Below are 24,713 nucleotides of genomic sequence, written 5' to 3' on the forward strand. Positions count from 1 at the left end.
AATATACCATATTGATATAATGAGTTCAACTATATTTTTCTATTTATTATTAAATTCATTCCATATTTTAGTGTCTTCATCGGATAAAGAGTGTTTATCAATTAATTCACGTCGTCTTTCATATGTCCGTTTCAATGATTCTTTCCTGCGCCATGATTCTATTTTAGCATGGTCACCAGACAACAGAATATCTGGAACTTTCATACCTCGAAAGTTAGCTGGACGAGTGTAATGTGGATGTTCCAATAAGCCAGTTGAAAAAGAGTCGTCAGGTGCAGATTCTTTATTACCTAGCACATCAGGTAATAAGCGAACAACACTGTCGATAACAACCATAGCGCCAAGTTCTCCACCGGTAAGCACATAATCACCTATGGAAATTTCATCGGTGACGAGCTGTTCTCTGATCCGTTCATCGTACCCCTCATAATGACCACAAATAAATACAAGATGCTCTTCTTTTGCTAGCTCCTCGGCTTTTTTCTGATTATAAGGTTCACCCTGTGGACACATAAGTACAATTCGTGGCTTTGTTGGCCTTTCCTTAACAACTGCTTCAACAGCATCAAATACAGGTTGTGGAGTTAACACCATACCTGCTCCTCCACCATATGGGTAGTCATCGACTTTATAATGTTTATCTTGGCTATAATCACGAAAGTTTATTAGGTTATAGCTAAATTTATCTTTTTCATATGCTTTTTTAAGAATCGAAGAATTAAAAACTCCGGACAACATTTCAGGAAATAAGGTCAATACATCAATATGCATTAGTCCAGCAGTCCTTCCATTGGTTCGATAATCACTTTATTAGCTGCCACATCAACCTGCTTGACAATTTCTTCAATATAGGGAATGAGGACGTCTTTCCCCTTTTCTTGTTTCATAACCCATACATCATTTGCTCCCGGTGACAAAATTTCTTTAATTACTCCGATTTTTTCACCACTAAGCAAATAAACATCACAGCCAATAATTTCGTGGTAATAGTATTCATCTTCTTCCAGGTCGGTTAATTGACCTTCCGTTATTTTCAAAAATGCACCTTTATAATGCTCAACATCGCTAATGTTGTCGATTCCTTTAAATTGAAGAAGATCAAACCCCTTATGTACACGATGTGAATTTATTTCCAATTCAATAGGAGCTTCGTTTTCTTTCACTAAAAATAATGTTCCTCCAACTTCAAACCGTTCATCAAAATCACTGATACGAAGTACTTTTACTTCGCCTCTTATACCATGTGTGTTTATTATTTTACCTACATTAAACATCTTTTCAGTCATAATTTCACCTGCTACTCATCAATTCGAATAACGATGTCATCTTCAATAACAATCGCTGTTTCTTCCATAATCTCATTCCAATGCGATCCAACTTTCACTTCAACAAGAGATTCAACTTCTTTTTCCGTAATTTCACTGCCTATTTCCAGCATATCCAACTGTTCGATCTTAAAATCAAGCAATTTAATCTTTTCCTTGCGATTTTTAACTTCCTGCTGAAATCGCTGAGAAAGTTCTTGTTTTGATACGCCTGTTTTATTTTGTAATTTACGTTGTTCAAACAGGAGCTGTTGACACTCTTGTTCAAGTCGCATTTTATGATTATAAAAATTTTTGTGCAATTTTGCTTTGCTTTTGTCGGTAATAACTTGCTTTATGAGAACCTTCTTTATTATTTGCACTACTGTTCCTCGCTCTCCTAAACAGTCTTGGTACAGAAAATAATGAATTAGATGTGGAAAAAGGGAAAGGTATCCCCTCTCCCTTTACATAATATCCAAATAAATACGTTTATTTGCATCCGATTTCGCTGCATAAACAACGGTTCGAATTGCCTTTGCGATACGTCCATTTTTGCCAATAACCTTACCAACATCGTTTTGATTTACAGAAAGATGGTAAACAATCTTTGCATCCTCTTCTGTTTCTGTTACAACAATGTCCTCTGGTTGATCAACTAGTGGTGTAACAATTGATTCGATTAGGGCTTTCATGATATCACACTACTTTACTTTTGATTTTTCTGGTCGTGGAATTTTTTCATGATGCCTTCTTTTGAGAAAAGGTTACGAACTGTATCACTTGGTTTTGCACCTTTAGTCATCCAATCCAATGCTTTTTCTTCATCTATTTTAACTTCAACTGGATTAACTACAGGATTGTATGTTCCAATTTGCTCGATTAAGCGACCATCGCGTGGAGAACGTGAATCTGCTACAACTAAACGATAAAATGGATTTCTTTTAGATCCCATACGTTTTAAACGAATTTTAACTGCCATGTTATTGCACCTCCAATAAATATGTTTTACACAATTTTAGATTCTAACAGAAAGTTCAAAGTCTGTAAAGTGTTTTTCCATTACATGATAGAAAGATATTGAATCTTAAAGGAAGATAGACTAAAACCGCCACTTCGCGCGGCAACGTCAATCCGCCTGCGATGGGCTGGCGCTTGCGCCTTTGTTCTTGTTTAGGAAACTATAAAATTTAAGTGCTATGGATAACTGAACTCCCGATTCAGCCTCGTCCAGCTCCAGCGCCTAGCACCTAGTGGACTTCCCTCCCCGTGTCTACGATAAGTCAACATCGAATCGCTAACGCTCTTCGTGTATCCTTTATCTCACACGGGTCAGTCCAGTCCATACGGCGCTAAACAGGCGCTTGCGCTTTTGTTCTTACATAAACGGAAACTTCATTCCTTTGCCTTTTTTACCTTTTTGGGCACCTGTCATTTGCTTCATCATTTTTTTCATTTCATCAAATTGCTTCAATAAACGGTTCACCTGTGAAACTGAAGTTCCAGAACCTTTTGCAATTCGTTTTTTCCGGCTTGCGTTCATAATACTTGGCTCTTGTCGTTCTTTCTTAGTCATCGATTGGATAATCGCTTCAACATAAACAAGCTGTTTCTCATCAATTTGTGCGTTTTTCAGACCCTTCATCTTGCTGGCACCAGGAATCATACCCATCAGATCTTCTAAAGGTCCCATTTCCTTCACTTGACCCATCTGCTCCAAAAAGTCATCAAAGGTAAAGGATGCTGTACGCATTTTTTGTTCGAGTTCTTTTGCTTGTTTCTCATCAACGTTTGTCTGTGCTTTTTCAATAAGTGATAACACATCACCCATACCGAGAATTCGAGATGCCATTCGTTCAGGATGAAATGCCTCAAATCCATCTAGTTTTTCACCCGTACCGGCAAATTTTATAGGTTTATCAGTAACAGCTTTGATGGAAAGTGCTGCACCACCACGTGTATCACCATCAAGTTTAGTTAAAACAACACCAGATAAGTCTAGCTGTTCATTAAAGCTTTCGGCAACATTTACTGCGTCCTGACCTGTCATTGCATCGACAACTAGGAATATTTCATCTGGTTTAACGGATGACTTAACTTGCTGTAGTTCATCCATTAAATCAGTATCAACATGTAAACGTCCTGCTGTATCAATAATGACATAATCATTGTGGTCTGCTTTAGCCTGTTGTACGGCTTCAGATGCGATATCAACAGGATTAGCCTCTGTACCTTTTGAAAAAACAGGCATATCCAATTGCTGGCCAAGAGTTTCAAGCTGCTCTATCGCTGCTGGACGATAAACGTCGCATGCTGCTAATAATGGCGAGCGATTATGCTGTTTTCGTAAATGGTTTGCGAGCTTACCGGTTGTCGTTGTCTTACCGGCACCTTGCAGACCAACCATCATGATTACAGTTGGTGAACGATCGGCAACAGCTATTTTGCTTTGCTCACCACCCATTAGTTCTGTTAATTCTTCTTTTACAACTTTGATCACCTGCTGTCCAGGTGTTAAGCTCTCCATCACTTCCTGACCAACAGCGCGTTCTTTAATCCGTTTAATTAAGTCTTTTACAACTTTAAAGTTTACATCGGCTTCAAGTAAAGCGAGTCTAACTTCACGCGTCATTTCTTTAACGTCTTGTTCTGAGACCTTACCCTTACCTTTTATTTTTTTCATCGTGCTTTGTAAACGGTCGGCCAATCCTTCAAATGCCATAGAAGGTGTCCCCCTAATCTAATTCTTTTAATTGATTAATAAACTTTTGCATATTACTATCATTAGCAGTCACTTCATTCAGCTGGGCTAAAATATTGACACGCTGCTGAAATTTATCATATAGTTTCAACTTTTGTTCATAGGACTCAAGCATTTTTTCTGTACGTCTAATATTATCATAAACAGCTTGCCTGGAAACCTCAAATAGCTCGGAAATTTCACCCAGTGAATAGTCCTCCAAATAATACATTTCCATATAATTACGCTGTTTAGGGGTTAGTAGCTCTTGATAAAAGTCGAATAAATAATTAACTCGCGTTGTTTTTTCCAGCAATCAAAACACCCCTTGTTAAGTGAAATTCCTTTACATAAAGTATAGTAACATTATTCTGGATTCTCTTCAAGGAGATCAGCGAATAAACCATAGACAAATGCATGTGCGTTAAACTCCTGAAGATCCTCTACTTTTTCACCAAGCCCCACATATTTAACAGGGATATTTAATTCATTTCGGATTGCTAAAACAATTCCACCTTTTGCAGTTCCATCAAGCTTCGTTAGTACAATACCAGTTACATCGGTTGCGTCGGAAAATGTTTTTGCCTGACTCATTGCATTTTGACCAGTCGTTCCATCTAATACTAGCAACACTTCATGTGGTGCCCCAGGAACTTCCCGCTCAATAACCCGCTTAACTTTGGAAAGCTCATTCATTAAGTTCACCTTATTTTGTAACCTTCCAGCTGTATCACAGATTAATACATCAGCATTACGAGATTTCGCAGCATTAATCCCGTCAAATATAACCGCAGCAGGGTCACTTCCGGCACTTTGCTTAATTACATCTACATTGGCACGTTCTCCCCACACATCCAACTGTTCGATAGCGCCAGCACGGAAAGTGTCACCGGCTGCTAATACAACATTTTTACCATCCTGTTTTAATTTGTGTGCAAGTTTACCAATAGAGGTTGTTTTGCCAACTCCATTTACACCAACAACAAGGATTACAGAAAGTTGATCTTCCTCAATACGCAATTCTTCAATTTGTTCATCATCATCTCCATAGTAAATTTCTACAAGCTTTTCAGAAATAACATCCTTCACTTCTTTCGTATCTTTTATATTTTGACGTTTTACTTCCATCTTTAATCCTTCAACAAGATCCATTACAGTCATAACCCCAACGTCTGCTGAAATAAGTACTTCTTCCAGTTCTTCAAAAAAATCCTCATCGACTTTTCGATAGCGGGCGATTAAATCATTAATTTTTCCTGAAAAGGAGTTTCTCGTCTTTTCCATGCCTTCTTTATATTTTGCTGAGACTTCTTCTGTTTCCTCATTTTGCTTGAATTTATTTTTCAATTTTTCCATGAAACTCATCTATGTGACATCCTCCCTACGAGTTAACTAATTCTTTCGTATCTTCTAGCCGAACAGATACTAAACGTGATACTCCAGACTCTTGCATTGTGACACCATATAATACATTTGCCTCTTCCATTGTACCTTTTCGGTGTGTGATTACAATAAATTGCGTATTTTCACTATACGCATTGACATATTTTGCAAACCTTGTAACATTCGCTTCATCAAGTGCTGCTTCTACCTCATCTAATACACAGAACGGTACAGGACGAACTCGTAATATCGAAAATAGTAACGCTATTGCTGTTAATGCGCGTTCACCACCAGAAAGCAGACCTAAATGCTGCAGTCTTTTACCTGGTGGCTGTGCAATAATTTCTACACCTGTATCCAAAAGATTACTTGGGTCGGTTAGCTTCAACTCAGCACGACCGCCTCCAAACAATTGCTCAAAAACAACAGCGAACTCGTCCTTTATCTGATTGAACGTTTCACCGAATCGCTTTTGCATCTCCTCATCCATTTCTGAGATCACGGTATATAACGTTTGTTTTGCTTCCACTAAGTCATTCTTTTGCTCAGATAAAAAGTCATAACGCTCAGAAATACGGTCATATTCATCAATCGCACCCAAATTCACTGTTCCAAGCTGGTCAATCGCTTGTTTAATTTGATTCACCATTGATTTAGTCTCTTCAATATCCTCTGTCTTATCGTAGGTCTGTTTAGCTTTTTCAAACGTAATCGTATAATCTGATTGCAGTTGCGACAGCCTATTCTCCAGCTCTACATCTAAACGGTTCGCTTTAACTTCTTTTTGCTGAATTTCTTGCATAAATGATTGATGCTTTGTGTTCTCTTCTTTTAACTCTCTTTCTTGATCCTGCATAAGCTGTGTTCTTTCTGCTCTATTGGAACGCATATACTGGATTTTACTCGTTAAAGCTTCCTTATCATCCTTAGCCAACTTGATGTTCTGATCAATATCAGCTTCGGTTTCTGTGGAATTTTGCATTTCAAGTAAGTCATTTAAATCGCTTGCGTATTTTTCAAATTGGGCTTTGTATTCTGTTAATTGATCACTAACCGTATTCGTTTTTTCACGTTGGCTCCTCAAACGTTCTTCCTGTTCAGCTAAAGTTACTTGTGCTTTTTGAAAGTCCTGCTGCAATTGCTCTTGATTTTCTTTAAAATCCGCTTCTTGTTCAGTAAGTTCATTAATCTGATTTTGCACCATTACAAGCTGATTTGAAATATCATCTAGTTCACTTGAAAGTTGCTTATCACGGGATTCTAATTCCTCGTTATCATGATCAAATTGCTGTTTATCTTGATCATATAACGTAAGACTATCATTAAGTGACACCAGTTTCATTTCCACCTCTTTGTACGAGGATCGAATTTCCTGGAGCATTTGATGCTCATTCGTAATAGCGTGTTCTTCATCTACTAATTCCTTTTCTGTCGTATCAATTTGCTGCTTTTGTTTGTCAACTTTCTGTTCAAATGCAGTAGCCTTCTTCTGAAATTCACTTAATTTATCTGTTACTTCCTGCAAATCTTTTTCTCTTGTGAATAAAGACTGATTTGATTTCTTCTGCGCTCCACCAGACATTGAACCTCCTGGATTAACAACGTCACCCTCAAGTGTAACAATACGGTATTTACGCATAACAATTTTTGCGATTTCGTTAGCATCTCGCAATGTTTTCGCGATTATTACATGCCCCATTAAGTGATTGACTGCTTTTTGAAAGTCATTATGTGCAGATACTAAATCCGCAGCGACACCAATAAAACCATCGTGGTTCTGCACTTTTGTTAATACATCTTGTGGCACAAAACGGGCTTTTATTGAGGATAATGGTAAAAAGGTTGCTCGTCCATTACTTGTTTTTTTAAGCCAGCTAATCGCATTACGAGCTGCCGTATCATCGTTTACAACTACATGCTGAGCTTGAGCACCGAGTACTGTTTCAATTGCTGTAATATATGTTTTAGGTACATCAACCAGTTCAATCACAGCACCAGAGATACCATCAAGTTTCCGTTCCTCGCGTGCTTTCAAAACGGCCTTCACACCATAGAAGAATCCTTGATAATCTTCTTTCATATCTTCAAGCATTTCTTGTTTGGATTTTAACTTCTCAATATATTGATAGCCTTGATATAGCTTCGTCTGTGCTTCTTGAAATTCTTGTCGGTCAGTACTCAACTTTTCCTTCAATTGTTGTATAACTGATGCCATAGCGTTATATTTTTTTTCTTGAGCTGAATAGTCAGACTGCAGTTTATCTTTTTGATTCGTAAGCTCGGTTCGTTGTATAAGCAAATCCTCAAATTTCTCTGCCTGTTTATTTTTTTTGCCAGAAATCTGCTGTTGCTGCTGTTCAATCGATTGTTTTTCATTTCGCTTTGCAGCTTGCTTATTTAGAAACTCAATATATTCTGATTTCAGTTCTTCGATTTGCTCAGCAATGTTTTCTCTATCTGTTGTCAACTTTTCTTCTAATTGTTCAACCTGCTGTTTTGTATTATTTCGTTCCGCTTGTAAAGATGAAAGTTGTTCATTTTTTTCATTTAGTTCATCTTTTAGTTTATCGATACGATTTGCAGTTTCATTTTTCTGTGATTCCAGCTTTTCTTTGTTTTCAGCAAAATGTTTTGTTCGTTCATTATGTACCTGTTTTTTGCCTTCAAGTTGTTCAAGTTGTTGTGTTGTTGTTAAAAGATTTGCCTGCAGATTTTCGATTTCTTCATCAAGATCATGAATTTCCTGACGTTCTTTTTCCAGTTTTGCTTCTTTTTGCTGTATTGACGTTTTTAAATTAATTTCATTCATTTTTTCTTTATCTAATTCATCGAGTAACGCTTGCCACTGTTCATGAAGTTGTTCAATTTCCGTAACAAGAAGCGAGATTTCTTGTTGTTTCAGTTGTTCTTTCTTATCCAAATATTTCTTAGCGGTTTCAGCTTGTTCTTCTAGGGGATCTATTTGTTGCTCTATTTCATATATAATATCTTCTACACGATTTAAATTCTCTTGTGTTTCAGCTAATTTATATTCCGCCTTTTTCTTGCGCTGTTTGTATTTAAGTACGCCCGCTGCCTCTTCAAAAATAGTTCGTCGTTCTTCTGCTTTGGAACTTAAAATTTCCTCTACTTTTCCCTGACTTATAATCGAGAATGCTTCACGACCAAGACCTGAATCCATAAATAATTCCACGATATCTTTCAATCGACAGGCTTGTTTATTAATATAAAATTCACTTTCTCCTGAACGGTATACACGACGTGTAACACTAACTTCTTCATAGTCAAGTGGAAGCGCCTGATCACTATTATCTAGTACTAGAGTGACCTCGGCAACATTCAAGGGCTTTCTGGAATCACTTCCCTGGAAAATAATATCTTCCATTTTGGAACCACGTAAGGATCTTGCTGATTGCTCCCCAAGTACCCATCTGATTGCATCCGTTATATTACTTTTTCCACTTCCATTTGGGCCAACTACTGCTGTAACACCGGGAACAAAATCAACATTGATCCGTTCAGCAAATGATTTGAATCCTACACTTTCTAATCGTTTTAAATACATTATACATTCTCCTATTTCTTGCCGAGATAAAGTAAAATTTTATGTACCATATAAAATTTGGCTTTTTACCGCATTTATTTTATCATAAACATAGGCACAAAAGAAGGCATAGCCAAGTACATACGTGATTTATTGCTTTTGTTATTGTCAAACTAATTAGATGAGGTGTTTACATGAATTTGGAGAATCCATCACAAGAAAACTTAAAGTTTATCCTCGATGAACTTGCAGAGATGTTGAATGTCGTTAACCGCACCATTATGGATCCGGAAGATTATGATTTGGAAAAATACGAGGACATTAAATTTATGTATGATATGATTACGCAGAAGGGGCAGTTAAGTGCTTCAGAAACACAAGCATTTATTGATGAATTACGGTCTGTAAGGAAATCATAACATAAATCCATTAAATTAAAAGCGCAAAACGCCTGTTAAGCGCGTATACAATGCGCTCAACTTTGCGGATGGTTCGAGGACGTGGCCACAGTGGCGGTCTTAGTCACCTTTATTTCTTATTGTAGAGACGGTGTGATAAGTCCATTAGTCTCTAGGCGGGCTGGTCGTTTAAAACGACACGTCCTTTGGCCTCACCGGCACTAGTGCGTCCTGTATGTCGTATCTGACGTGGCTGGTTTTGTAGTTCAGTTATACCAGCAATAAATTTTATAGTTTTAAACTATGTAAAAGGCCAGAGAATCAAATGATTCTCTGGTTTATTCTTTAATATTTCTTAATCGTTATAGCTATCCAATCCATTCTTTGCTGCACGTTGCTCGGCTTCTTTTTTTGTACGACCAACACCAACTCCTGCAACATCACCTTTAATTAGTACCTGTGAAACAAACTCCTTGTCATGGGAAGGGCCATTTTCTTCCACGATACTATATTCTATGTTATGAATTTTATGTTGCTGCACAAGCTCTTGCAGTTGGCTCTTGTAATCCATCGCATGCGAAAAAGCACCAGTTTTTATTTTCGGAAATACATATTTCTCTAAAAATTGGGTAGCAACATCGTATCCCTTATCCAGATACAATGCTCCAAGGAACGCTTCAAAAACGTCTGCCAATAAAGCTGGACGATCCCGACCACCTGTTTGTTCCTCACCTTTTCCTAACCGTATATATTCCCCGAAATTCAATTCACGGGCAAAATTGACTAAAGATGGTTCACAAACAATTGAAGCTCGTAGTTTAGTTAGATCTCCTTCAGCCATGCTATTCTGGTTTCGATACAGATATTGAGAAACACCTAATTCCAAAACGGCATCTCCTAAAAACTCCAAACGTTCATTATCCGAAAACGATTCTTCACGATGCTCATTCACATAAGATGAATGTGTAAAAGCCTGTCTGATTAAGTCATGGTCATTAAATGTAATATCAAGTTGTTCTTGCAACGATGAAATATTCATATCATTATCACCACTCTGTACTATTTATTTTGCTTAGCAAAAAATTAATCTGAAATATTAAATATACGGAAAGTCCCGCATTTGCGAGACTTTCAACTATATTTATGATTGAATACTGTTTATGTAGTTAACAGCATCACCCACAGTATTAATTTTCTCTGCTTCTTCGTCTGCTATTTCCATATCAAATTCATCTTCAAGCTCCATAACAAGCTCAACAACGTCTAATGAGTCAGCTTCTAAGTCATCTTTGAAAGAGGCTTCCATTTTTACTTTAGATTCTTCCACATCAAGACGATCAACGATGATATTTTTTACACGATCAAATACATCTGCCATAATACTTCACCCCCCTTCGAGGATAATATCTTTCATACTAAGCAAGCTCACAATCTGCTTTTACACTACATTACCATTCCACCATCAATATGAATGGTTTGTCCAGTAATGTAATTGGCATCATCTGATGTGAGGAAACGTACAACTTTTGCCACATCTTCTGGTTCACCAAGTTTCGCTAATGGAACCATTGCAAGCATACTTTCTTTTTGCTCATCAGTTAGTTCATTTGTCATATCTGTTGAAATAAAACCAGGCGCAACAGCGTTAACCAAGATATTGCGCGATGCGAATTCTTTTGCAGTGGATTTCGTCAGTCCGATAACGCCAGCTTTAGCTGCAACATAGTTAGCCTGCCCCGGGTTTCCACTCACACCTACGATTGAAGCAACATTAACAATTCTACCGGCTTTTTGTTTCATCATCTGTCTTGAAACAGCTTTGGTACATTGGAATACTCCTTTGAGGTTAGTGTTAATCACTTGATCGAATTCATCTTCCTTCATTCGCATTATCAAATTATCCCGTGTAATTCCAGCATTATTAACTAAGATGTCCAAACTGCCAAATTGACTTACAACTTCTTTAACCATTGCTTTAGCGTTTTCTTCGTTTGCAACATCTGCCTGTACCTTAAATGATTTTACACCCAATTGCTTAATTTCATCAACAACAGATTGTGCTTTTTCTTCACTGCCAGAATAATTTACTGCCACATTTGCACCTTGTTTTGCTAATTCCAGGGCAATGGAGCGACCGATACCTCGTGAAGCACCAGTTATTAGTGCGTTTTTCCCTTGTAACATTACAAGTCCTCCTTATACCACGAAATAAAATCGTTTAACGATGCTGGATCCTGTACTGCAAATGTTTTAACGTTACGGTCAATTTTCCTCACTAAACCACTTAATACTTTACCATTACCTACCTCAACAAAGGCATCCACACCATCATCAATCATATTACGGATGGATTCTTCAAATCTAACAGGTGAATAAAGCTGCCTGATTAGTAAATCTTTTATTTCTTCCTTTTCAGTTACTGGTTGAGCAGAAACATTCGCATAAACTGGGATGCGTGCATCATTAAAATCTATATCATTTAACTCTTTTGAAAACTGCTCATTAGCTGTCTTCATAAGTCTGGAATGGAATGGACCACTAACATTAAGTGGTAAAACACGTTTTGCACCATTTTCTTTTAAAAGCGTGCTTGCTGTTTCAATTCCTTCTTTAGACCCGGAAATAACAATCTGACCAGGGCAATTTAGGTTGGCAATATCAACAACTTCATCTTCATCCAGATGTTGAAGAGTTTGTTTTATATCCCCCTCAGACATACCAAGAACCGCTGCCATTGCTCCTTTTCCCATTGGAAACGCTTCTTCCATCAACTTACCTCGTGAAGCAACAAGAGGTAATGCTTCTTTGAAGGAAATCGAACCCGCTGCGACTAGTGCACTATATTCTCCAAGACTATGACCAACAGCCATGTCAGGCTTTATTCCTTCTTTTAAGAGTAACGTATGTACAGCAAAACCCGAAAGTAATAATGCGGGCTGAGCATTTTCGGTTTCTGTTAATATTTCCTTAGAACCATCGAACATAATAGTTGATATCTCTGAGTCTAAAAGCTGATCCGCTTCACGAAATAATTCTTGTATTTCAGTATATTCATCATAAAATGCTTTCCCCATGCCCACTGTTTGTGATCCTTGTCCTGGGAACATAAATGCTATTCGTTTCATTCGCTCTCCCCCTCCTCCAAATCAATGGATTCCATAGTAGTTTCAATTGTATTAGTTACGTTAAATTCAACCATATGTGCTGCCTGTTTAATTGCATTGTATACTGCACGGCGATTAGACGAACCGTGTGCCTTAATTACAGGTGCAGAAAGACCAAATAATCCAGCGCCGCCATACTCTGAATAATCCAACTTTCCTTGCAGCCCCTTCAAATCACTTTTCACCATTCCGGCGGCAATTTTTGTTTTAACAGAAGACATAAAGGTTTCTTTAAGCATCGAGAACATTGTCATTGCAGTACCTTCAATAGTTTTAAGTGCAATATTTCCGCTAAATCCATCTGTCACAACTACGTCAGCGGTTCCTGATAATATGTCTCGGGCTTCAACATTCCCAATGAAATTAATTGGGGCTTTTTTTAATTGAGAAAACGCCTTTTTAGTAAGCTCATTTCCTTTCCCGTCTTCAGTACCAACGTTTAATAATCCTACTGTTGGGTTAGTAATAGCGCGCACTTTTTCCGTATAAATGGATCCCATAATTGCGTATTGAACAAGATGATGAGCTTTTGCATCTACATTTGCTCCAACATCAAGTAATAAAAAGCCTTTTCCGTCTATTGTTGGCAATGTCGGGCTAAGTGCGGGGCGGTCAATTCCTGATATTCTTCCCACTACAAATAGTCCAGCGCTCATAAGGGCACCAGTATTCCCGGCAGATATACATGCATCAGCCCGATGTTCCTTTACTTCTTTACCCATTAATACAAGTGAAGAGTTTTTTTTACGCCGTACCGCTCGAACAGGTTCATCGGCAGCAGTAATTACTTCATCCGTATGAATAACATTAATATTTTTTGAATTGGTTAAATATTCGTTTATTTTTTTCTCATCACCTATTAAGTTTATCGTTAAATTTTCAATTTGGGAAACAGCATCCATCGCTCCTAAGACAATTTCCTTAGGTGCATGGTCGCCTCCCATGGCATCAATTGCTATTTTCATTTTAGATTGTCCCCTTTTTGATCATTTGAGCGATACATATGAAATAACCCAGTAAACACTTTTTCGTTTTCAACGAAGCTGTTCACCCGGACAACCGTTAAACCTTTATCGCTCACTTCTTCTACAAAGGCTTTAGCAACCACACGTTCTCCCTCATTAACCTGACGGGTAAACTTAAGTTCAGATTTTACTGTTAATGCAAGTTCATCATTAATAACGGCAACAGCAAGTGAGTTTGCTTGAGCAAACAAATGATGTCCCCTCGCTATCTTATTTCTCGAAAAAACATGTTCTTTATTGATTACTAATATTGAAATTGCCCGATTATCTAATTCCAAATCAATAATTTCCCCAATTACTTCATCTAAAGTTAGTGCTTTCACTGTTTCGTTCCATTGGTATGTCGCAACTGACTTAATACGCTCGCGAAGCTCAGGAATCGATAGTTCCATTCGGTCCAGACGAATTGTTTGAATACTAACATTGAATTTTTTTGATAAATCGTCATCAGTAATAAATGGAGTATTTTCAATCGTTTCTTTTAATAATCGCTGCCGTTCCATTTTACTTATCTTCATTTAATGGCACCATCCAAATAAACAAAAGCGTAAGTGACCGTTTAGTGACGTATGGACTGCGCCCGCGCATCGCGGGTGGGTCTGACGTTGCCGCGTATCGCGGCGATTTTAGTCGATCTCCCTTTACCTGAGATAAAGGCAACACGCCCTTCATAGGGGTGTGCGGACGTTGGGAGCAAAGCCCGTTTTTAGTCGGCCATCCTTCGTCATTCGATTCGATGTTACCTTATCGTAAGGAGGAGTAGGAAGTCCACTAGTCACTGGTCACTGAAGCTGAACATGGCTTATTTATTAAGTTCAGTTGTACACAACGCTTCCATTTTATAATATCCTAATAAAAAATGTGGTATTACTGCTAATACTATGACTTGGTACTAATAGTAATATATAATACCAAGTCTAAATATGCAAGTTAACAATTAATCGAGTTTATCATGAAGAAATGTATCGTTTTCCAAGTTAACTCTTAGTTGATAAAATTCACTATTTTCCTCCAGTAAATTCTTCTCAATTATTTCCTGCGCGTCCTGCCTGGCAGTTTCTAAAGCGCGATAATCATGAATCATATCTGCTACCTTGAAGTCTGGCAGACCACTTTGTTTTTTGCCAAAGAAATCACCCGGACCACGGAGCTTTAAATCCTGCTCGGATAACTCAAAGCCGTTATTAGTTTCAGTCATAATACGCATCCGTTCTTTTCCGACTTCTCCTTTTGGATCAGCAATTAGAATACAATAGCTTTGTTTATTTCCACGACCTACGCGCCCTCTAAGCTGATGTAACTGGGATAAGCCAAAACGCTCTGCATCATAAATAACCATAATTGTTGCGTTTTGGACATTCACTCCCACTTCAACAACAGTTGTCGAGACCAATACTTGAATTTCATTTGCTGCATATTGTTTCATGACCTCATCTTTTTCATCGGCTGTAAGTCGTCCATGCATAAGCCCAACTTTTAAAGAATTTGAATAAAATTCTTGTAATTGGTGAAAAAGGTCAACGGCATTTTGAATATCCATCTTGTCTGACTCTTCAATTAACGGACATATAACATAGGCTTGTTCACCTTGATTAACACGTTTTTCAATGAATCCGAGTACCCGATCAAGCGTATTTTCTTTTGTCCAGTATGTTTCAATTTCTTTTCTTCCTGATGGCATTTCATCAATTACTGAAACATCCATATCGCCAAAGGCAGTAATTGCTAATGTTCGTGGGATAGGGGTAGCTGTCATAAATAAAACATCAGGATTTAACCCCTTATCACGTAGTGTACGGCGTTGCTTAACCCCAAACCGATGCTGCTCGTCAACAATAGCAAAACCAAGATTATCAAAGAAAACATCATCCTGAATTAGAGCATGCGTCCCTATAACAATATCTACCTCATGATTATCAATTGCGGCAGTCATTTCTTTTCTTTTTTTCCCCTTTACAGAACCGGTCAATAATACGATTGTCGCTTTATCACCGAACAATTCTGTAAGTGATTGATAGTGCTGCTCGGCCAATATTTCTGTTGGTACCATTAAGGCTCCTTGCTTACCAGCAGTTATTGCAGCGTATAGGCAAATTGCTGCCACTGCTGTTTTGCCAGAACCAACATCACCTTGTAAAAGACGATTCATTCGGTAGGGTGATTTCATGTCCGCCAGAATTTGATTTAATGATTTTTGTTGCGCATTGGTTAAAGAGAACGGGAAAGTATCAATAAATTCCTGGACTTGCATCGCGTTATAGTGCTGAGCATTACCTTCTGTCGCCTCACGTTTAATTTTTCTTAATAACTGCATTCTTAGCTGAAATAATAAAAATTCTTCATATGTAAATCTTCGTCTTGCATGTTTTAGATCAATTCTATTCTTAGGAAAATGCATAGTAGTTACCGCACTTCGTCGTTCTGGAAGTTTATAAGTTTCCAAATAATAACTTGGTAAAATTTCAGTGATCTCAGCTCCATATTCGCTAATAGCGGACTGTATCGTTTTCTTTAATTTATAGTTTGTTACGTCACCCTTGAGCGGGTACATTGGCTGGATCGCAGTTTGTTCAGATGCCGGGCCTTTATTATAATTATTGACAGTTATTTGCAGACGGTGTGCATCCCATTTACCAGTTAATGTAATTGTGTCACCTGCATTAATTTGTTTTTTGGCAAATGCACGGTTAAACATAACAGCCTTAATCGCTACATTCTCGACTTCTACATTAAAAGTTAACCGGGACTTTTTCTTTCCATAAAAAGTAAGGGAAGGCTCATTCACTACCCTTCCCTCGATTGTAACTTTATCTTCATGAATTAATTCGCTAAGAGGTTTAATTTCAAATACATCGTAGCGGTTGGGGAAATAATACAGCAAATCTTCCACAGTATGAAGATTCATCTCTGCCAGATTTCCTGCAAATTTATCACCTACCCCTTTTAATTGTATTACTGGATCGCTTAGCACGTTAATCACTCTTTCTAAACGGACATACCGAATATTTTCTCTTTTAATAGACGTCCTGTCGGGGTATCTGCTAGTCCGCCTTCACCTGTCTCACGCAAGCTTGATGGCATTTGCTTCCCAATACGGTACATGGCACCAATTACTTCATCACACGGAATTCTGCTTGTAACACCAGCTAAAGCCATATCTGCTGATACAATAGCAAGTGAAGCCCCCCCAGCATTTCGTTTTACACAAGGCACTTCAACAAGACCCGCAACTGGGTCACAAACAAGACCAAGCATATTCTTCAGTGTCATAGCAAATGCCTCAGCTGATTGCTGCGGCGTTCCACCGGCCATTTCAACTATTGCAGCAGATGCCATTGCTCCTGCTGAGCCTACTTCTGCCTGACATCCGCCAGCAGCCCCAGAAATAAACGAATTGTTCGCAACAACAAATCCAAATGCACCAGAAGTAAAAAGATAGCGTATCATTTGTTCACGCGTCGGATTCAACTGGTTCTTAACAGCAAATAATGTCCCAGGTACACAGCCTGCACTCCCGGCAGTTGGTGTTGCACAAATTGTACCCATTGCTGCATTCACTTCATTGGTACCCATTGCCTTACTAACAGCATCCATTAATAGATTACCTGATAGTGGAGTCTTTTCCTTCATATAATTTTGAATTAAAACTGCATCCCCGCCAGTTAATCCAGTAACAGATTCTACACCTTTAAGGCTATCTTCTACTGCTCTTTCCATCACTTCCAGATTCTTTTCCATTTCGGAATAAACTTCTTCACGTGATTTATCTTTTACTTCCATCTCTTGACGAATCATAATTTCAGATATTAAAACATCTTCCTTTTCTGCCATTTCTACTAATTCTGCAGCATTACGAAACATATGATGAAAACTCCTCTCTATTGCCGATTAGCTCACTATTTTTGAGATCTGAATAATATGATCAGCACTCTCTAACTCTTTTAAAATAGTATCTTCCACATTTTGGTCGACCTCAATAACCATTAATGCTTCTTTTCCAACATCTTTGCGGTTCACTTCCATATGTCCAATGTTAATCTCATTTTTAGCCAAAATTTTGGTTACAGAAGCAATAGCTCCATAGCGATCATTATGCATGATAAGAATTGCTGGGTGATTGCCTGATAACCGTAATTCGAAACCATTTAATTCAGTGATTTCTACTTTTCCGCCCCCGATAGATATACCTACAAGCTCAAGTTGATCTGTATCATTTCCAATAACTAGCCGCGCAGTATTGGGATGGTCAACAGCCGCACTATCCTCAATAAATTGAACATCGATATTTTTCTCTTTCGCAGTTACCAATGCTTGATTCATTCGTGTATCATCTGTTTCGTACCCTAACAATCCACCAACTAAAGCAAAGTCTGTTCCGTGTCCTTTATAAGTTTTAGCAAATGATTCATATAAATGAATTCTTGCCCATTTTGGCTCTTCACCGAATAAGTTACGTGCAGCTTTTCCTATTCTTGCTGCACCTGCTGTATGTGAACTAGAAGGACCAATCATAACTGGTCCAATAATATCAAAGACTGAATTATACTTCACGAATCAACACCGTCCCCAAAATAAATTTCTCTCCATTGCTAATTATAACAAAAACCCATCTAATAATCACCCGAGGGTTGAATTGAGCTTTATTTTCCTCAAGTCTAACTTACTGCTTGACTTCATTGACTTTTTTTGAAGGGGAACATATAATAACTATTTGTGGATTATACATTAAGAGTGTATTCATTTAACTATTGAGTACACTATATATAGTCGGGTGGGAGAGGGACAGTTAGAAATTTGAGGAGATTAGATGCCTTATAATAACAACACTGAGTTAGAAGCTACTAATGGTAAATGGCGAACAGAAATTGTTGCCGGTTTGGTTGGCTACCTTACTACAGTCTATATTGTTGCTGTAAATGGGTCTATCCTAAGTGAAGCAGGGATTTCACTTGAAGCTGGAATGCTTGCAACGATAATGGCAAGTTTTGTCGGAACAATTCTGATGGGATTATTTGCTAAGCTCCCATTGATTCTGATTCCTGGGATGGGGATTAATGCATTATTTGCCTATTCCATTGTCGAAGGTGCAGGATTAACGTTTCAAGAAGGCTTAGCAGTTGTAATGATTGCTTCTGTATTATTTATAATTACTGCGTTTAGTCGCTTAGGTGTCCTACTAAAAGAAGCAATTCCTGAATCATTAAAACATGCAATTACAGTAGGACTAGGCTTTTTCCTAATCTTAATAGGCTTAGAAAAAAGCGAACTTGTTATCAGTGGTGAGAACACCATTGTTGCTATTGGTGATTTCACTTCACCTACTGTCATCGTAAGTTTATTAACATTATTCATTGCTATATTTTTATTTATTAAGAATATCCCAGCTAACTTCCTAATTACGATGATAAGCGGGACTATATTTGCGCATTTCTTCGGTATTCTGGACACTGGAAAAAGTACTGTGAGTATTAATATGGGTGAAATGTTATTTGTTCCATCATTTACAGCAGTTGATGAGCTTGCATTCTGGCTGGCAATCTTTCCTTTAGCGATGATTCTTATCTTCGAAAACATGGGATTATTGCATGGACAGCTTCATATGTTGGAACGTAACGACAGCTATAAAAAAGCATATCAAGTAACTGCATTCTCATCGCTTACTTGCGCATTTTTTGGTACATCACCAACTGTATCAGCGGCAGAGAATGCGGCTGTAATAGCATCAAATGGTAGGTCAAGAAAAGCTTCTGTAACAGCTGGATTACTATTTTTAGCAACGATTTTTATTATTCCATGGATATCCATGATACCAAATGCTGCTATTAGCCCAATATTAATCATTGTTGGGGTTTTAATGGCGCAGAATATCAGACACGTTCCATTGGATGATTTATCTGAAGCACTGCCAGCCTTCTTAATCGTCGCATTAATACCGTTTACGTACAGTATAGCGGATGGGATGGCATTTGGTTTTATTGCATACCCAATTGTTAAGCTTGCTGTAGGTAAACAGAAGGAACTATCTATCACATTAATTATTATCTCAGCATTGTTTCTGTTTGACTTTATCATAAAAATAACCGGAATTTAAAAGTAAGCAGTTCAATTTCACGTACAAAACGCAACTTGTACCATTAATTGAACTGCTATTTTTTTAATATAGTTGATTTCAGCTTTTGCAAACAATAAATCTTAACAAGTGTTTGATATAAGCTGCAAATTAATGCGAGGAAATACTTGAGTGCTATGCCACCGCTCCAGAGATACATTCCGCTTTCCGCGGGCAACGCTTCAGTTTCCTGAGGGATCTTCAGCTGTCGCTTCGATGAGATGGGGCGAGTAATCGCATTCCCAGGAAGTGCCTTATACTTAATCGATCATCCTTATATATTTTGCAAGCCTCTTCACTCAGGACGAACGATGGGGATTTCCAAGCTCGTCCACAGAAAATGGGTTATTTCAGTTGTACATTAAAGATCCACCATATCACCTAACATTTTAAAGCAAAATTTAGATGAGAGCTATATACCAAAATATAAAAAAGAGCATCAAATTGCTATCCAATTCAATGCCCAATTTACTCTACGTTTTTACTATTTGTGTACCACAAAAAGACGAGGCTTGTTTATTCTACTGAAAAAATAAACGAATAAATCGGCTGGTTTCCATTGTGTATTTCAATTTCCATATCTTCATACGTCTCTTCAATATACTTCTCAATTAATTCCACTTCTTCAGCACTTGCATCCTCACCTTGAAGAATAGTTAGAATTTCATCATCCTCTGTAATCATTTCATTCAGTAATAATTTAACAGTTTCTATTTTATCTTGATTGGATCCTTTAATCTTTCCATCTGCAATACCCATAAAATGATTCTTTTCAATTGTAATACCATCAATTTGCGTATCGCGTACAGCATATGTAACTTGACCCGTTTTAACCTGTGTACTTGCTTCTTCCATTGCTTCTTTGTTGTTCTTGATATCACTATCTGGATGAAAGGCAAGCAATGCACTTATCCCTTGTGGAATTGTCTTTGTTGGAACAACTTCAGCACTTACTTCAGCTAGTTCTGCAGCTTGCTCAGCAGCCATTACAATATTTTTATTATTTGGAAGTATAAGTACATTTTTAGCATTAGCTTTTTCAATTGCATTTGTAATGTCCTGTGTACTTGGATTCATCGTCTGCCCGCCTTCGATTACAACAGACGCACCAAGGCTTTCAAATAAAGAAGTCAGTCCAGATCCCATAGCAACAGTTACAATTCCATATTCAGCTTGCGCTTTTGGGGTAGCCTCTGTATCTTGGCTTCCAACAATTGCTGTATGCTGTTCACGCATGTTTTCAATTTTCATATTAATTAAACTGCCAAAACGTTGCCCAAGAGTCATTACTGATCCAGGATATTCTGCATGAACATGAACTTTTGCTATTTCATCATCTGCCACAACAAGAAGTGAATCACCATGCTCACTAAGTTCATTACGAAATGTTTCTTCATCAAATGGATTTTCATTTAATTTATCTTCTTCAAACTTGACCATGAACTCAGTACAGTAACCAAATTCAATTTCGGATGTATCCATGAAATCTTGTGCAATTTTATGATGTTCAGCATTTACCATTTCTTCCATTTCTGCTGCATCAGCATCCTGTTCTGGTAATTCTTCACCTTTTAGAGCAGCAAGAAATCCTTCATAAATTGTTAAAAGACCTTGTCCACCAGAATCTACAACTCCCACTTCTTTAAGCACAGGTAAAAGATCTGGTGTACGTTTCAATGATGCCTTTGCTTCTTTAACGACTTCTTCCATTAAAGCGATTACATCTTTTTCTGTTTTCGCTTTGCTAATCGCTACTTTAGCAGCATCCTTAGCAACTGTTAAAATGGTACCTTCAACAGGCTTCATTACAGCTTTATAAGCAGTGTCTACTCCGCTATCAAATGCATTTGCCATGTCTTTGGATGATACGGTTTCTTTATTTTCTAATCCTTTAGCAAATCCGCGAAATAATTGAGATAGAATCACACCAGAGTTACCTCTGGCTCCCATGAGCAATCCCTTTGCAAATGCAGTAGCGATTTCCGACACATTTTCACTATTAATTTTCTTTACTTCACTTGCACCTGACGTCATCGATAAATTCATATTTGTTCCAGTGTCTCCATCAGGAACTGGAAAAACATTTAATGCATCTATTTTCTGAGCATTATTCGACAAATGGTTTGCTCCAGAGAGAACCATTTGCGTAAACGTTATGCCATTCAACGTTTGTACCTTCAAAATACTTCCTCCTCATTCGAAAAACTTGGCTTGTCGCCAAGAATTAATGGCGAAAGCCTTTATTTCACTTATACTTTAAACCACTAGAATTAAAGTGAAAGAAAAGCGTAAGCGCCTCAAGATAATCTGGTGACTAATTTTTTCAAGTTAGTTTAACAAAAAAGTAATTTATGAGCTCTATCCAAATGTTCAATAAAAAGCAGCTGTTTAGTTTTCCAAAGTTATCACATGTTAAAAAACTTGGCTTTTCGCCACGCTTTAATGGCGAAAGCCTTAGTTGTGCATATGCAGTAAGAAAGTATTAATATTTCCTAACTGCTAATGAAAAGACTAATCCCTTGCGACCCGGACACCTTGAATGTAAATATTAACCGAGTCAATTGCCAATCCTAAGGACTTGTTTAACGTATATTTGACTTGTGATTGTACATTATGTGCAACTTCAGAGATTTTTGTACCATAACTAACAATGATATACATATCGATATGGAGATGATTTTCTTCCTGGCGCACAATTACACCCTTTGAAAAATTCTCTTTACGAAGAATTTCAGCAATTCCATCTCTAATCTGGCTTTTTGATGCCATGCCAACAATTCCATAACACTCTACTGCTGCGCCACCTGCAATTGTAGATATAACCTCGTTCGTAATAGTTACTTGACCATCATTTGTATTAAGTTCAATGGACATTAATTATCCTCCTTTAATACCCAATCATTATAAGAATATTTTACTACAAGCATATTCATTTTAAAAGCTTCAGACACACTTATGTAAAATTTTATCCTCTATAACAATGGATGATTTATATTGTTCTGTCAAGATATTTTTCTTTATATAATTCCCAATAACAATTGCATTCTAGCGATACATGTGATAAATTAATTAAGTAATTATATGACACATGTCAGAGTAGGAGGGATTACCATGGCTAGAAAATGTGTTGTTACTGGACGTAAAACTCGCAGTGGAAACCAACGCTCTCACGCTATGAATTCCAACAAACGTAATTGGAAGGCTAATGTGCAAAAAGTTCGTATTATGGTAGATGGCAAACCTAAACGTGTTTACGTATCTACTCGTGCCTTGAAATCTGGTAAAGTAGAGCGCGTATAAATATACCTGAGATCAGAACAATCGAACATTAGTTAATAGCTTAAAAGCATCCATTAAATTGGATGCTTTTTTAGTTAGTAAAAATACCTTTTTTATTGCTAATTACAACTAAGAACTCCGCCATTAAAACAAATCCTTCTAACTTTCAACCTTGTCCAAAAAAAATGAGCTTTTGCCAAATGAATTGACAAAAGCTCATTTTACCCTATCTATCCTTTTTAAAAGTACCAATGACAACTCGAACAAATCCGCCGATAAACCTTGGGAGTTTAATAGTATAAAATTTCATGAGTTCTCCGCCTCCTCTGTATATTAGAAAACTTGGCTTTCGCCAAGCTTTATGGAGAAAGCCTTAGTTACACTTATGCAGGAAGAAAAATTCTAAACTTTTCTTCCTGTTAAACAAAGCTTACATTGGAATCGTATCTGACATAGCATCACGACTCTTTATTATTAATAGTATGCCTTCCTTATACGAAAAAGTACCATAATTTGAAAGAAGCTTGTTTGATATACAGAGAGTCGACCCCCACGTTATCGACTGATTTTGCAATGGATAATAAAAACCATTTAGCGTCAATCCTTTTACATACTGGGTATATGGAATAAAAGAAATATTCGGATATCGTTTATTCTGCTTTATTTCATAACTGCCGGGGAACGTTAATTCAAGCTGATTTTGAATATCAACAATAACTCCTTGAATACCCCGATTCATTATGGAGTAAAGTAATTGAATATTAATTAATGCATGATCGAGACGTCCTCCGGTTACACCGAATAAATAAATTTTTTCTGGCTGTAATTCATATGCCTTTGTTAGTGCAATTTCTAAATCGGTTTGATCCTTTTCAACAGGATAAACTTCATATGAATTTGCATATGCTTGTACAGTGTTTTTTTCTATATTATTTATAGAATCAAAATCTCCTACAGCATAGTCAAGCGGCATTTTACCTTCTGCTAGGGTTAGAGCACCTCGATCCGCTCCAATCCATACATCCACCGTGTGCATATATAAAGAAAGATCAGGAAGTAACTCCGTAGGTCCGTTCCCCATTATTGCAACATATGACATAACATCAATTCGCCTTCTCAATTGACTGTGTAATCTGATCTATTGCCTGACGTCGATTAGATTGCTTAAATATTGCACTGCCTGCAACTAATACATCCGCACCCGCATCAGTACATAGCTTTGCTGTGTCCCTGTTAACACCACCATCTACCTCGATTTCAAAGGACAAATTAAATTCATTTCTCCAATCAGCAACTTGCTCAATTTTTTGTACACCATGATGAATAAATGATTGACCACCGAATCCAGGATTGACCGTCATGATTAAAACCATATCAATTTCATGTAAAATATCTTTAATTGTGTCTACTGGAGTAGCAGGATTCAACACTACTCCTGCTTTTACACCATTATCTTTAATTAACTGTATTGTCCTGTGCAGATGTCTGCTTGCTTCCTGATGAACCGTAATTATTGAAGCACCGGCTTCAGCGAACATCGGAATGTACGCATCAGGATTTTCGATCATTAAGTGAACATCTAACGGTAATTTTGTTTTTGGCTTTATAGCTTCAACTATTAATGGACCAATTGTAATGTTTGGAACAAAATGACCGTCCATTACATCGACATGGATATAATCCGCCCCACCTTGTTCAACATTTTTTATTTCGTCTCCTAGTTTTGAAAAATCAGCTGACAATATGGAAGGTGCTATTTTTACCATA

Annotated in this window: 26 protein-coding genes; 3 read left to right on the forward strand and 23 right to left on the reverse strand. The window is 37.5% G+C overall.

Annotated elements, in window-relative coordinates; translation table 11 throughout:
* Positions 1-39: 39 nt before the first annotated feature.
* The 9 genes from trmD to smc all read right to left on the reverse strand — a co-directional run bounded on the left by trmD (position 40) and on the right by smc (position 8,992).
* Positions 40-771, reverse strand: coding sequence for a tRNA (guanosine(37)-N1)-methyltransferase TrmD (gene trmD, locus BMY13_RS12670; protein WP_092505032.1), 732 nt, complete (start codon positions 769-771; stop codon positions 40-42).
* Positions 771-1,286, reverse strand: a complete 516-nt coding sequence (rimM, locus tag BMY13_RS12675) for a ribosome maturation factor RimM (protein WP_092492971.1) — start codon at positions 1,284-1,286, stop codon at positions 771-773. Before rimM ends, trmD begins: the two co-directional genes overlap by 1 nt.
* An 11-nt stretch (positions 1,287-1,297) precedes the next feature.
* Positions 1,298-1,687, reverse strand: coding sequence for a YlqD family protein (locus BMY13_RS12680; protein WP_092492972.1), 390 nt, complete (start codon positions 1,685-1,687; stop codon positions 1,298-1,300).
* A gap of 84 nt (positions 1,688-1,771) precedes the next feature.
* A complete protein-coding gene (locus BMY13_RS12685; protein WP_092492973.1) occupies positions 1,772-1,999 on the reverse strand; it encodes a KH domain-containing protein in 228 nt (75 codons plus the stop codon).
* Positions 2,000-2,013: 14 nt separating this feature from the next.
* Positions 2,014-2,286, reverse strand: coding sequence for a 30S ribosomal protein S16 (gene rpsP, locus BMY13_RS12690; protein ID WP_092492974.1), 273 nt, complete (start codon positions 2,284-2,286; stop codon positions 2,014-2,016).
* 396 nt (positions 2,287-2,682) lie between these two features.
* A complete protein-coding gene (gene ffh, locus BMY13_RS12695; protein WP_092505034.1) occupies positions 2,683-4,026 on the reverse strand; it encodes a signal recognition particle protein in 1,344 nt (447 codons plus the stop codon).
* 13 nt (positions 4,027-4,039) lie between these two features.
* Positions 4,040-4,360, reverse strand: coding sequence for a putative DNA-binding protein (locus BMY13_RS12700; RefSeq protein ID WP_092492976.1), 321 nt, complete (start codon positions 4,358-4,360; stop codon positions 4,040-4,042).
* A 50-nt stretch (positions 4,361-4,410) separates the two neighbouring features.
* Positions 4,411-5,409 carry a signal recognition particle-docking protein FtsY gene (gene ftsY / locus BMY13_RS12705; protein ID WP_092505036.1) on the reverse strand — a complete coding sequence of 333 codons (999 nt, stop codon included), beginning with the start codon at positions 5,407-5,409 and terminating at the stop codon, positions 4,411-4,413.
* A gap of 16 nt (positions 5,410-5,425) precedes the next feature.
* Positions 5,426-8,992, reverse strand: coding sequence for a chromosome segregation protein SMC (gene smc / locus BMY13_RS12710; RefSeq protein WP_092505038.1), 3,567 nt, complete (start codon positions 8,990-8,992; stop codon positions 5,426-5,428).
* Between the two features lie 173 nt (positions 8,993-9,165).
* Here smc and BMY13_RS12715 point away from each other — a divergent pair, with 173 nt between their 5' ends.
* Positions 9,166-9,390: a DUF1128 domain-containing protein gene (locus BMY13_RS12715; protein ID WP_092492979.1), complete on the forward strand. Its 225-nt coding sequence runs from the start codon at positions 9,166-9,168 to the stop codon at positions 9,388-9,390.
* Positions 9,391-9,724: 334 nt separating this feature from the next.
* Here the strand turns inward: BMY13_RS12715 and rnc are convergent, their stop codons facing one another.
* The 9 genes from rnc to sdaAB form a co-directional block, all read right to left on the reverse strand.
* Positions 9,725-10,408, reverse strand: coding sequence for a ribonuclease III (rnc, locus tag BMY13_RS12720; protein WP_092492980.1), 684 nt, complete (start codon positions 10,406-10,408; stop codon positions 9,725-9,727).
* A gap of 102 nt (positions 10,409-10,510) precedes the next feature.
* Positions 10,511-10,747: an acyl carrier protein gene (acpP, locus tag BMY13_RS12725; RefSeq protein ID WP_092492981.1), complete on the reverse strand. Its 237-nt coding sequence runs from the start codon at positions 10,745-10,747 to the stop codon at positions 10,511-10,513.
* A gap of 65 nt (positions 10,748-10,812) precedes the next feature.
* Positions 10,813-11,553 (reverse strand): 3-oxoacyl-[acyl-carrier-protein] reductase, encoded by a 741-nt coding sequence (fabG, locus tag BMY13_RS12730; protein ID WP_092505040.1) that lies wholly within the window; start codon positions 11,551-11,553, stop codon positions 10,813-10,815.
* Positions 11,553-12,494, reverse strand: coding sequence for an ACP S-malonyltransferase (gene fabD, locus BMY13_RS12735; protein WP_092505042.1), 942 nt, complete (start codon positions 12,492-12,494; stop codon positions 11,553-11,555). Before fabD ends, fabG begins: the two co-directional genes overlap by 1 nt.
* Positions 12,491-13,498: a phosphate acyltransferase PlsX gene (gene plsX / locus BMY13_RS12740; protein ID WP_092492984.1), complete on the reverse strand. Its 1,008-nt coding sequence runs from the start codon at positions 13,496-13,498 to the stop codon at positions 12,491-12,493. Before plsX ends, fabD begins: the two co-directional genes overlap by 4 nt.
* Positions 13,495-14,076, reverse strand: a complete 582-nt coding sequence (fapR, locus tag BMY13_RS12745; protein WP_092492985.1) for a transcription factor FapR — start codon at positions 14,074-14,076, stop codon at positions 13,495-13,497. The genes plsX and fapR overlap by 4 nt, the downstream gene beginning before the upstream one ends.
* A gap of 419 nt (positions 14,077-14,495) precedes the next feature.
* On the reverse strand, positions 14,496-16,529 hold the full coding sequence (gene recG / locus BMY13_RS12750) for an ATP-dependent DNA helicase RecG (RefSeq protein ID WP_092505044.1): 2,034 nt from the start codon (positions 16,527-16,529) through the stop codon (positions 14,496-14,498).
* Between the two features lie 14 nt (positions 16,530-16,543).
* On the reverse strand, positions 16,544-17,419 hold the full coding sequence (sdaAA, locus tag BMY13_RS12755; protein ID WP_092505046.1) for an L-serine ammonia-lyase, iron-sulfur-dependent, subunit alpha: 876 nt from the start codon (positions 17,417-17,419) through the stop codon (positions 16,544-16,546).
* Positions 17,420-17,446: 27 nt separating this feature from the next.
* The gene (sdaAB, locus tag BMY13_RS12760; protein ID WP_092505048.1) at positions 17,447-18,109 is read right to left on the reverse strand and encodes an L-serine ammonia-lyase, iron-sulfur-dependent subunit beta; all 663 of its coding nucleotides are present in this window, start codon (positions 18,107-18,109) and stop codon (positions 17,447-17,449) included.
* Positions 18,110-18,365: 256 nt separating this feature from the next.
* Between sdaAB and BMY13_RS12765 the strand changes: the two genes are divergently transcribed.
* Entirely contained in the window at positions 18,366-19,649 is a 1,284-nt protein-coding gene (locus tag BMY13_RS12765; protein ID WP_092505050.1) for an NCS2 family permease, read from the forward strand.
* A gap of 534 nt (positions 19,650-20,183) precedes the next feature.
* On the opposite strand, the gene BMY13_RS12770 is transcribed toward BMY13_RS12765, so the two are convergent.
* Both BMY13_RS12770 and BMY13_RS12775 read right to left on the reverse strand, forming a co-directional pair.
* Positions 20,184-21,848, reverse strand: coding sequence for a DAK2 domain-containing protein (locus BMY13_RS12770; protein WP_092505052.1), 1,665 nt, complete (start codon positions 21,846-21,848; stop codon positions 20,184-20,186).
* A 330-nt stretch (positions 21,849-22,178) separates the two neighbouring features.
* Positions 22,179-22,541 carry an Asp23/Gls24 family envelope stress response protein gene (locus BMY13_RS12775; RefSeq protein ID WP_092492991.1) on the reverse strand — a complete coding sequence of 121 codons (363 nt, stop codon included), beginning with the start codon at positions 22,539-22,541 and terminating at the stop codon, positions 22,179-22,181.
* Positions 22,542-22,778: 237 nt separating this feature from the next.
* Between BMY13_RS12775 and rpmB the strand changes: the two genes are divergently transcribed.
* The gene (rpmB, locus tag BMY13_RS12780; RefSeq protein ID WP_092492992.1) at positions 22,779-22,967 is read left to right on the forward strand and encodes a 50S ribosomal protein L28; all 189 of its coding nucleotides are present in this window, start codon (positions 22,779-22,781) and stop codon (positions 22,965-22,967) included.
* A 205-nt stretch (positions 22,968-23,172) separates the two neighbouring features.
* Here the strand turns inward: rpmB and spoVM are convergent, their stop codons facing one another.
* From spoVM to rpe, 3 genes are all read right to left on the reverse strand, one after another.
* Positions 23,173-23,256 (reverse strand): stage V sporulation protein SpoVM, encoded by an 84-nt coding sequence (gene spoVM / locus BMY13_RS12785; RefSeq protein WP_092492993.1) that lies wholly within the window; start codon positions 23,254-23,256, stop codon positions 23,173-23,175.
* A 120-nt stretch (positions 23,257-23,376) separates the two neighbouring features.
* Entirely contained in the window at positions 23,377-24,045 is a 669-nt protein-coding gene (locus tag BMY13_RS12790) for a thiamine diphosphokinase (RefSeq protein WP_092505054.1), read from the reverse strand.
* Between the two features lie 4 nt (positions 24,046-24,049).
* Complete coding sequence (gene rpe, locus BMY13_RS12795; protein ID WP_092492995.1) at positions 24,050-24,712, reverse strand: ribulose-phosphate 3-epimerase; 663 nt, start codon at positions 24,710-24,712, stop codon at positions 24,050-24,052.
* Between the last annotated feature and the right edge of the window lies 1 nt (position 24,713).

Source organism: Virgibacillus subterraneus (genome assembly GCF_900110695.1).
In the GTDB taxonomy this organism is placed as follows: Bacteria; Bacillota; Bacilli; order Bacillales; family Amphibacillaceae; genus Lentibacillus; species Lentibacillus subterraneus.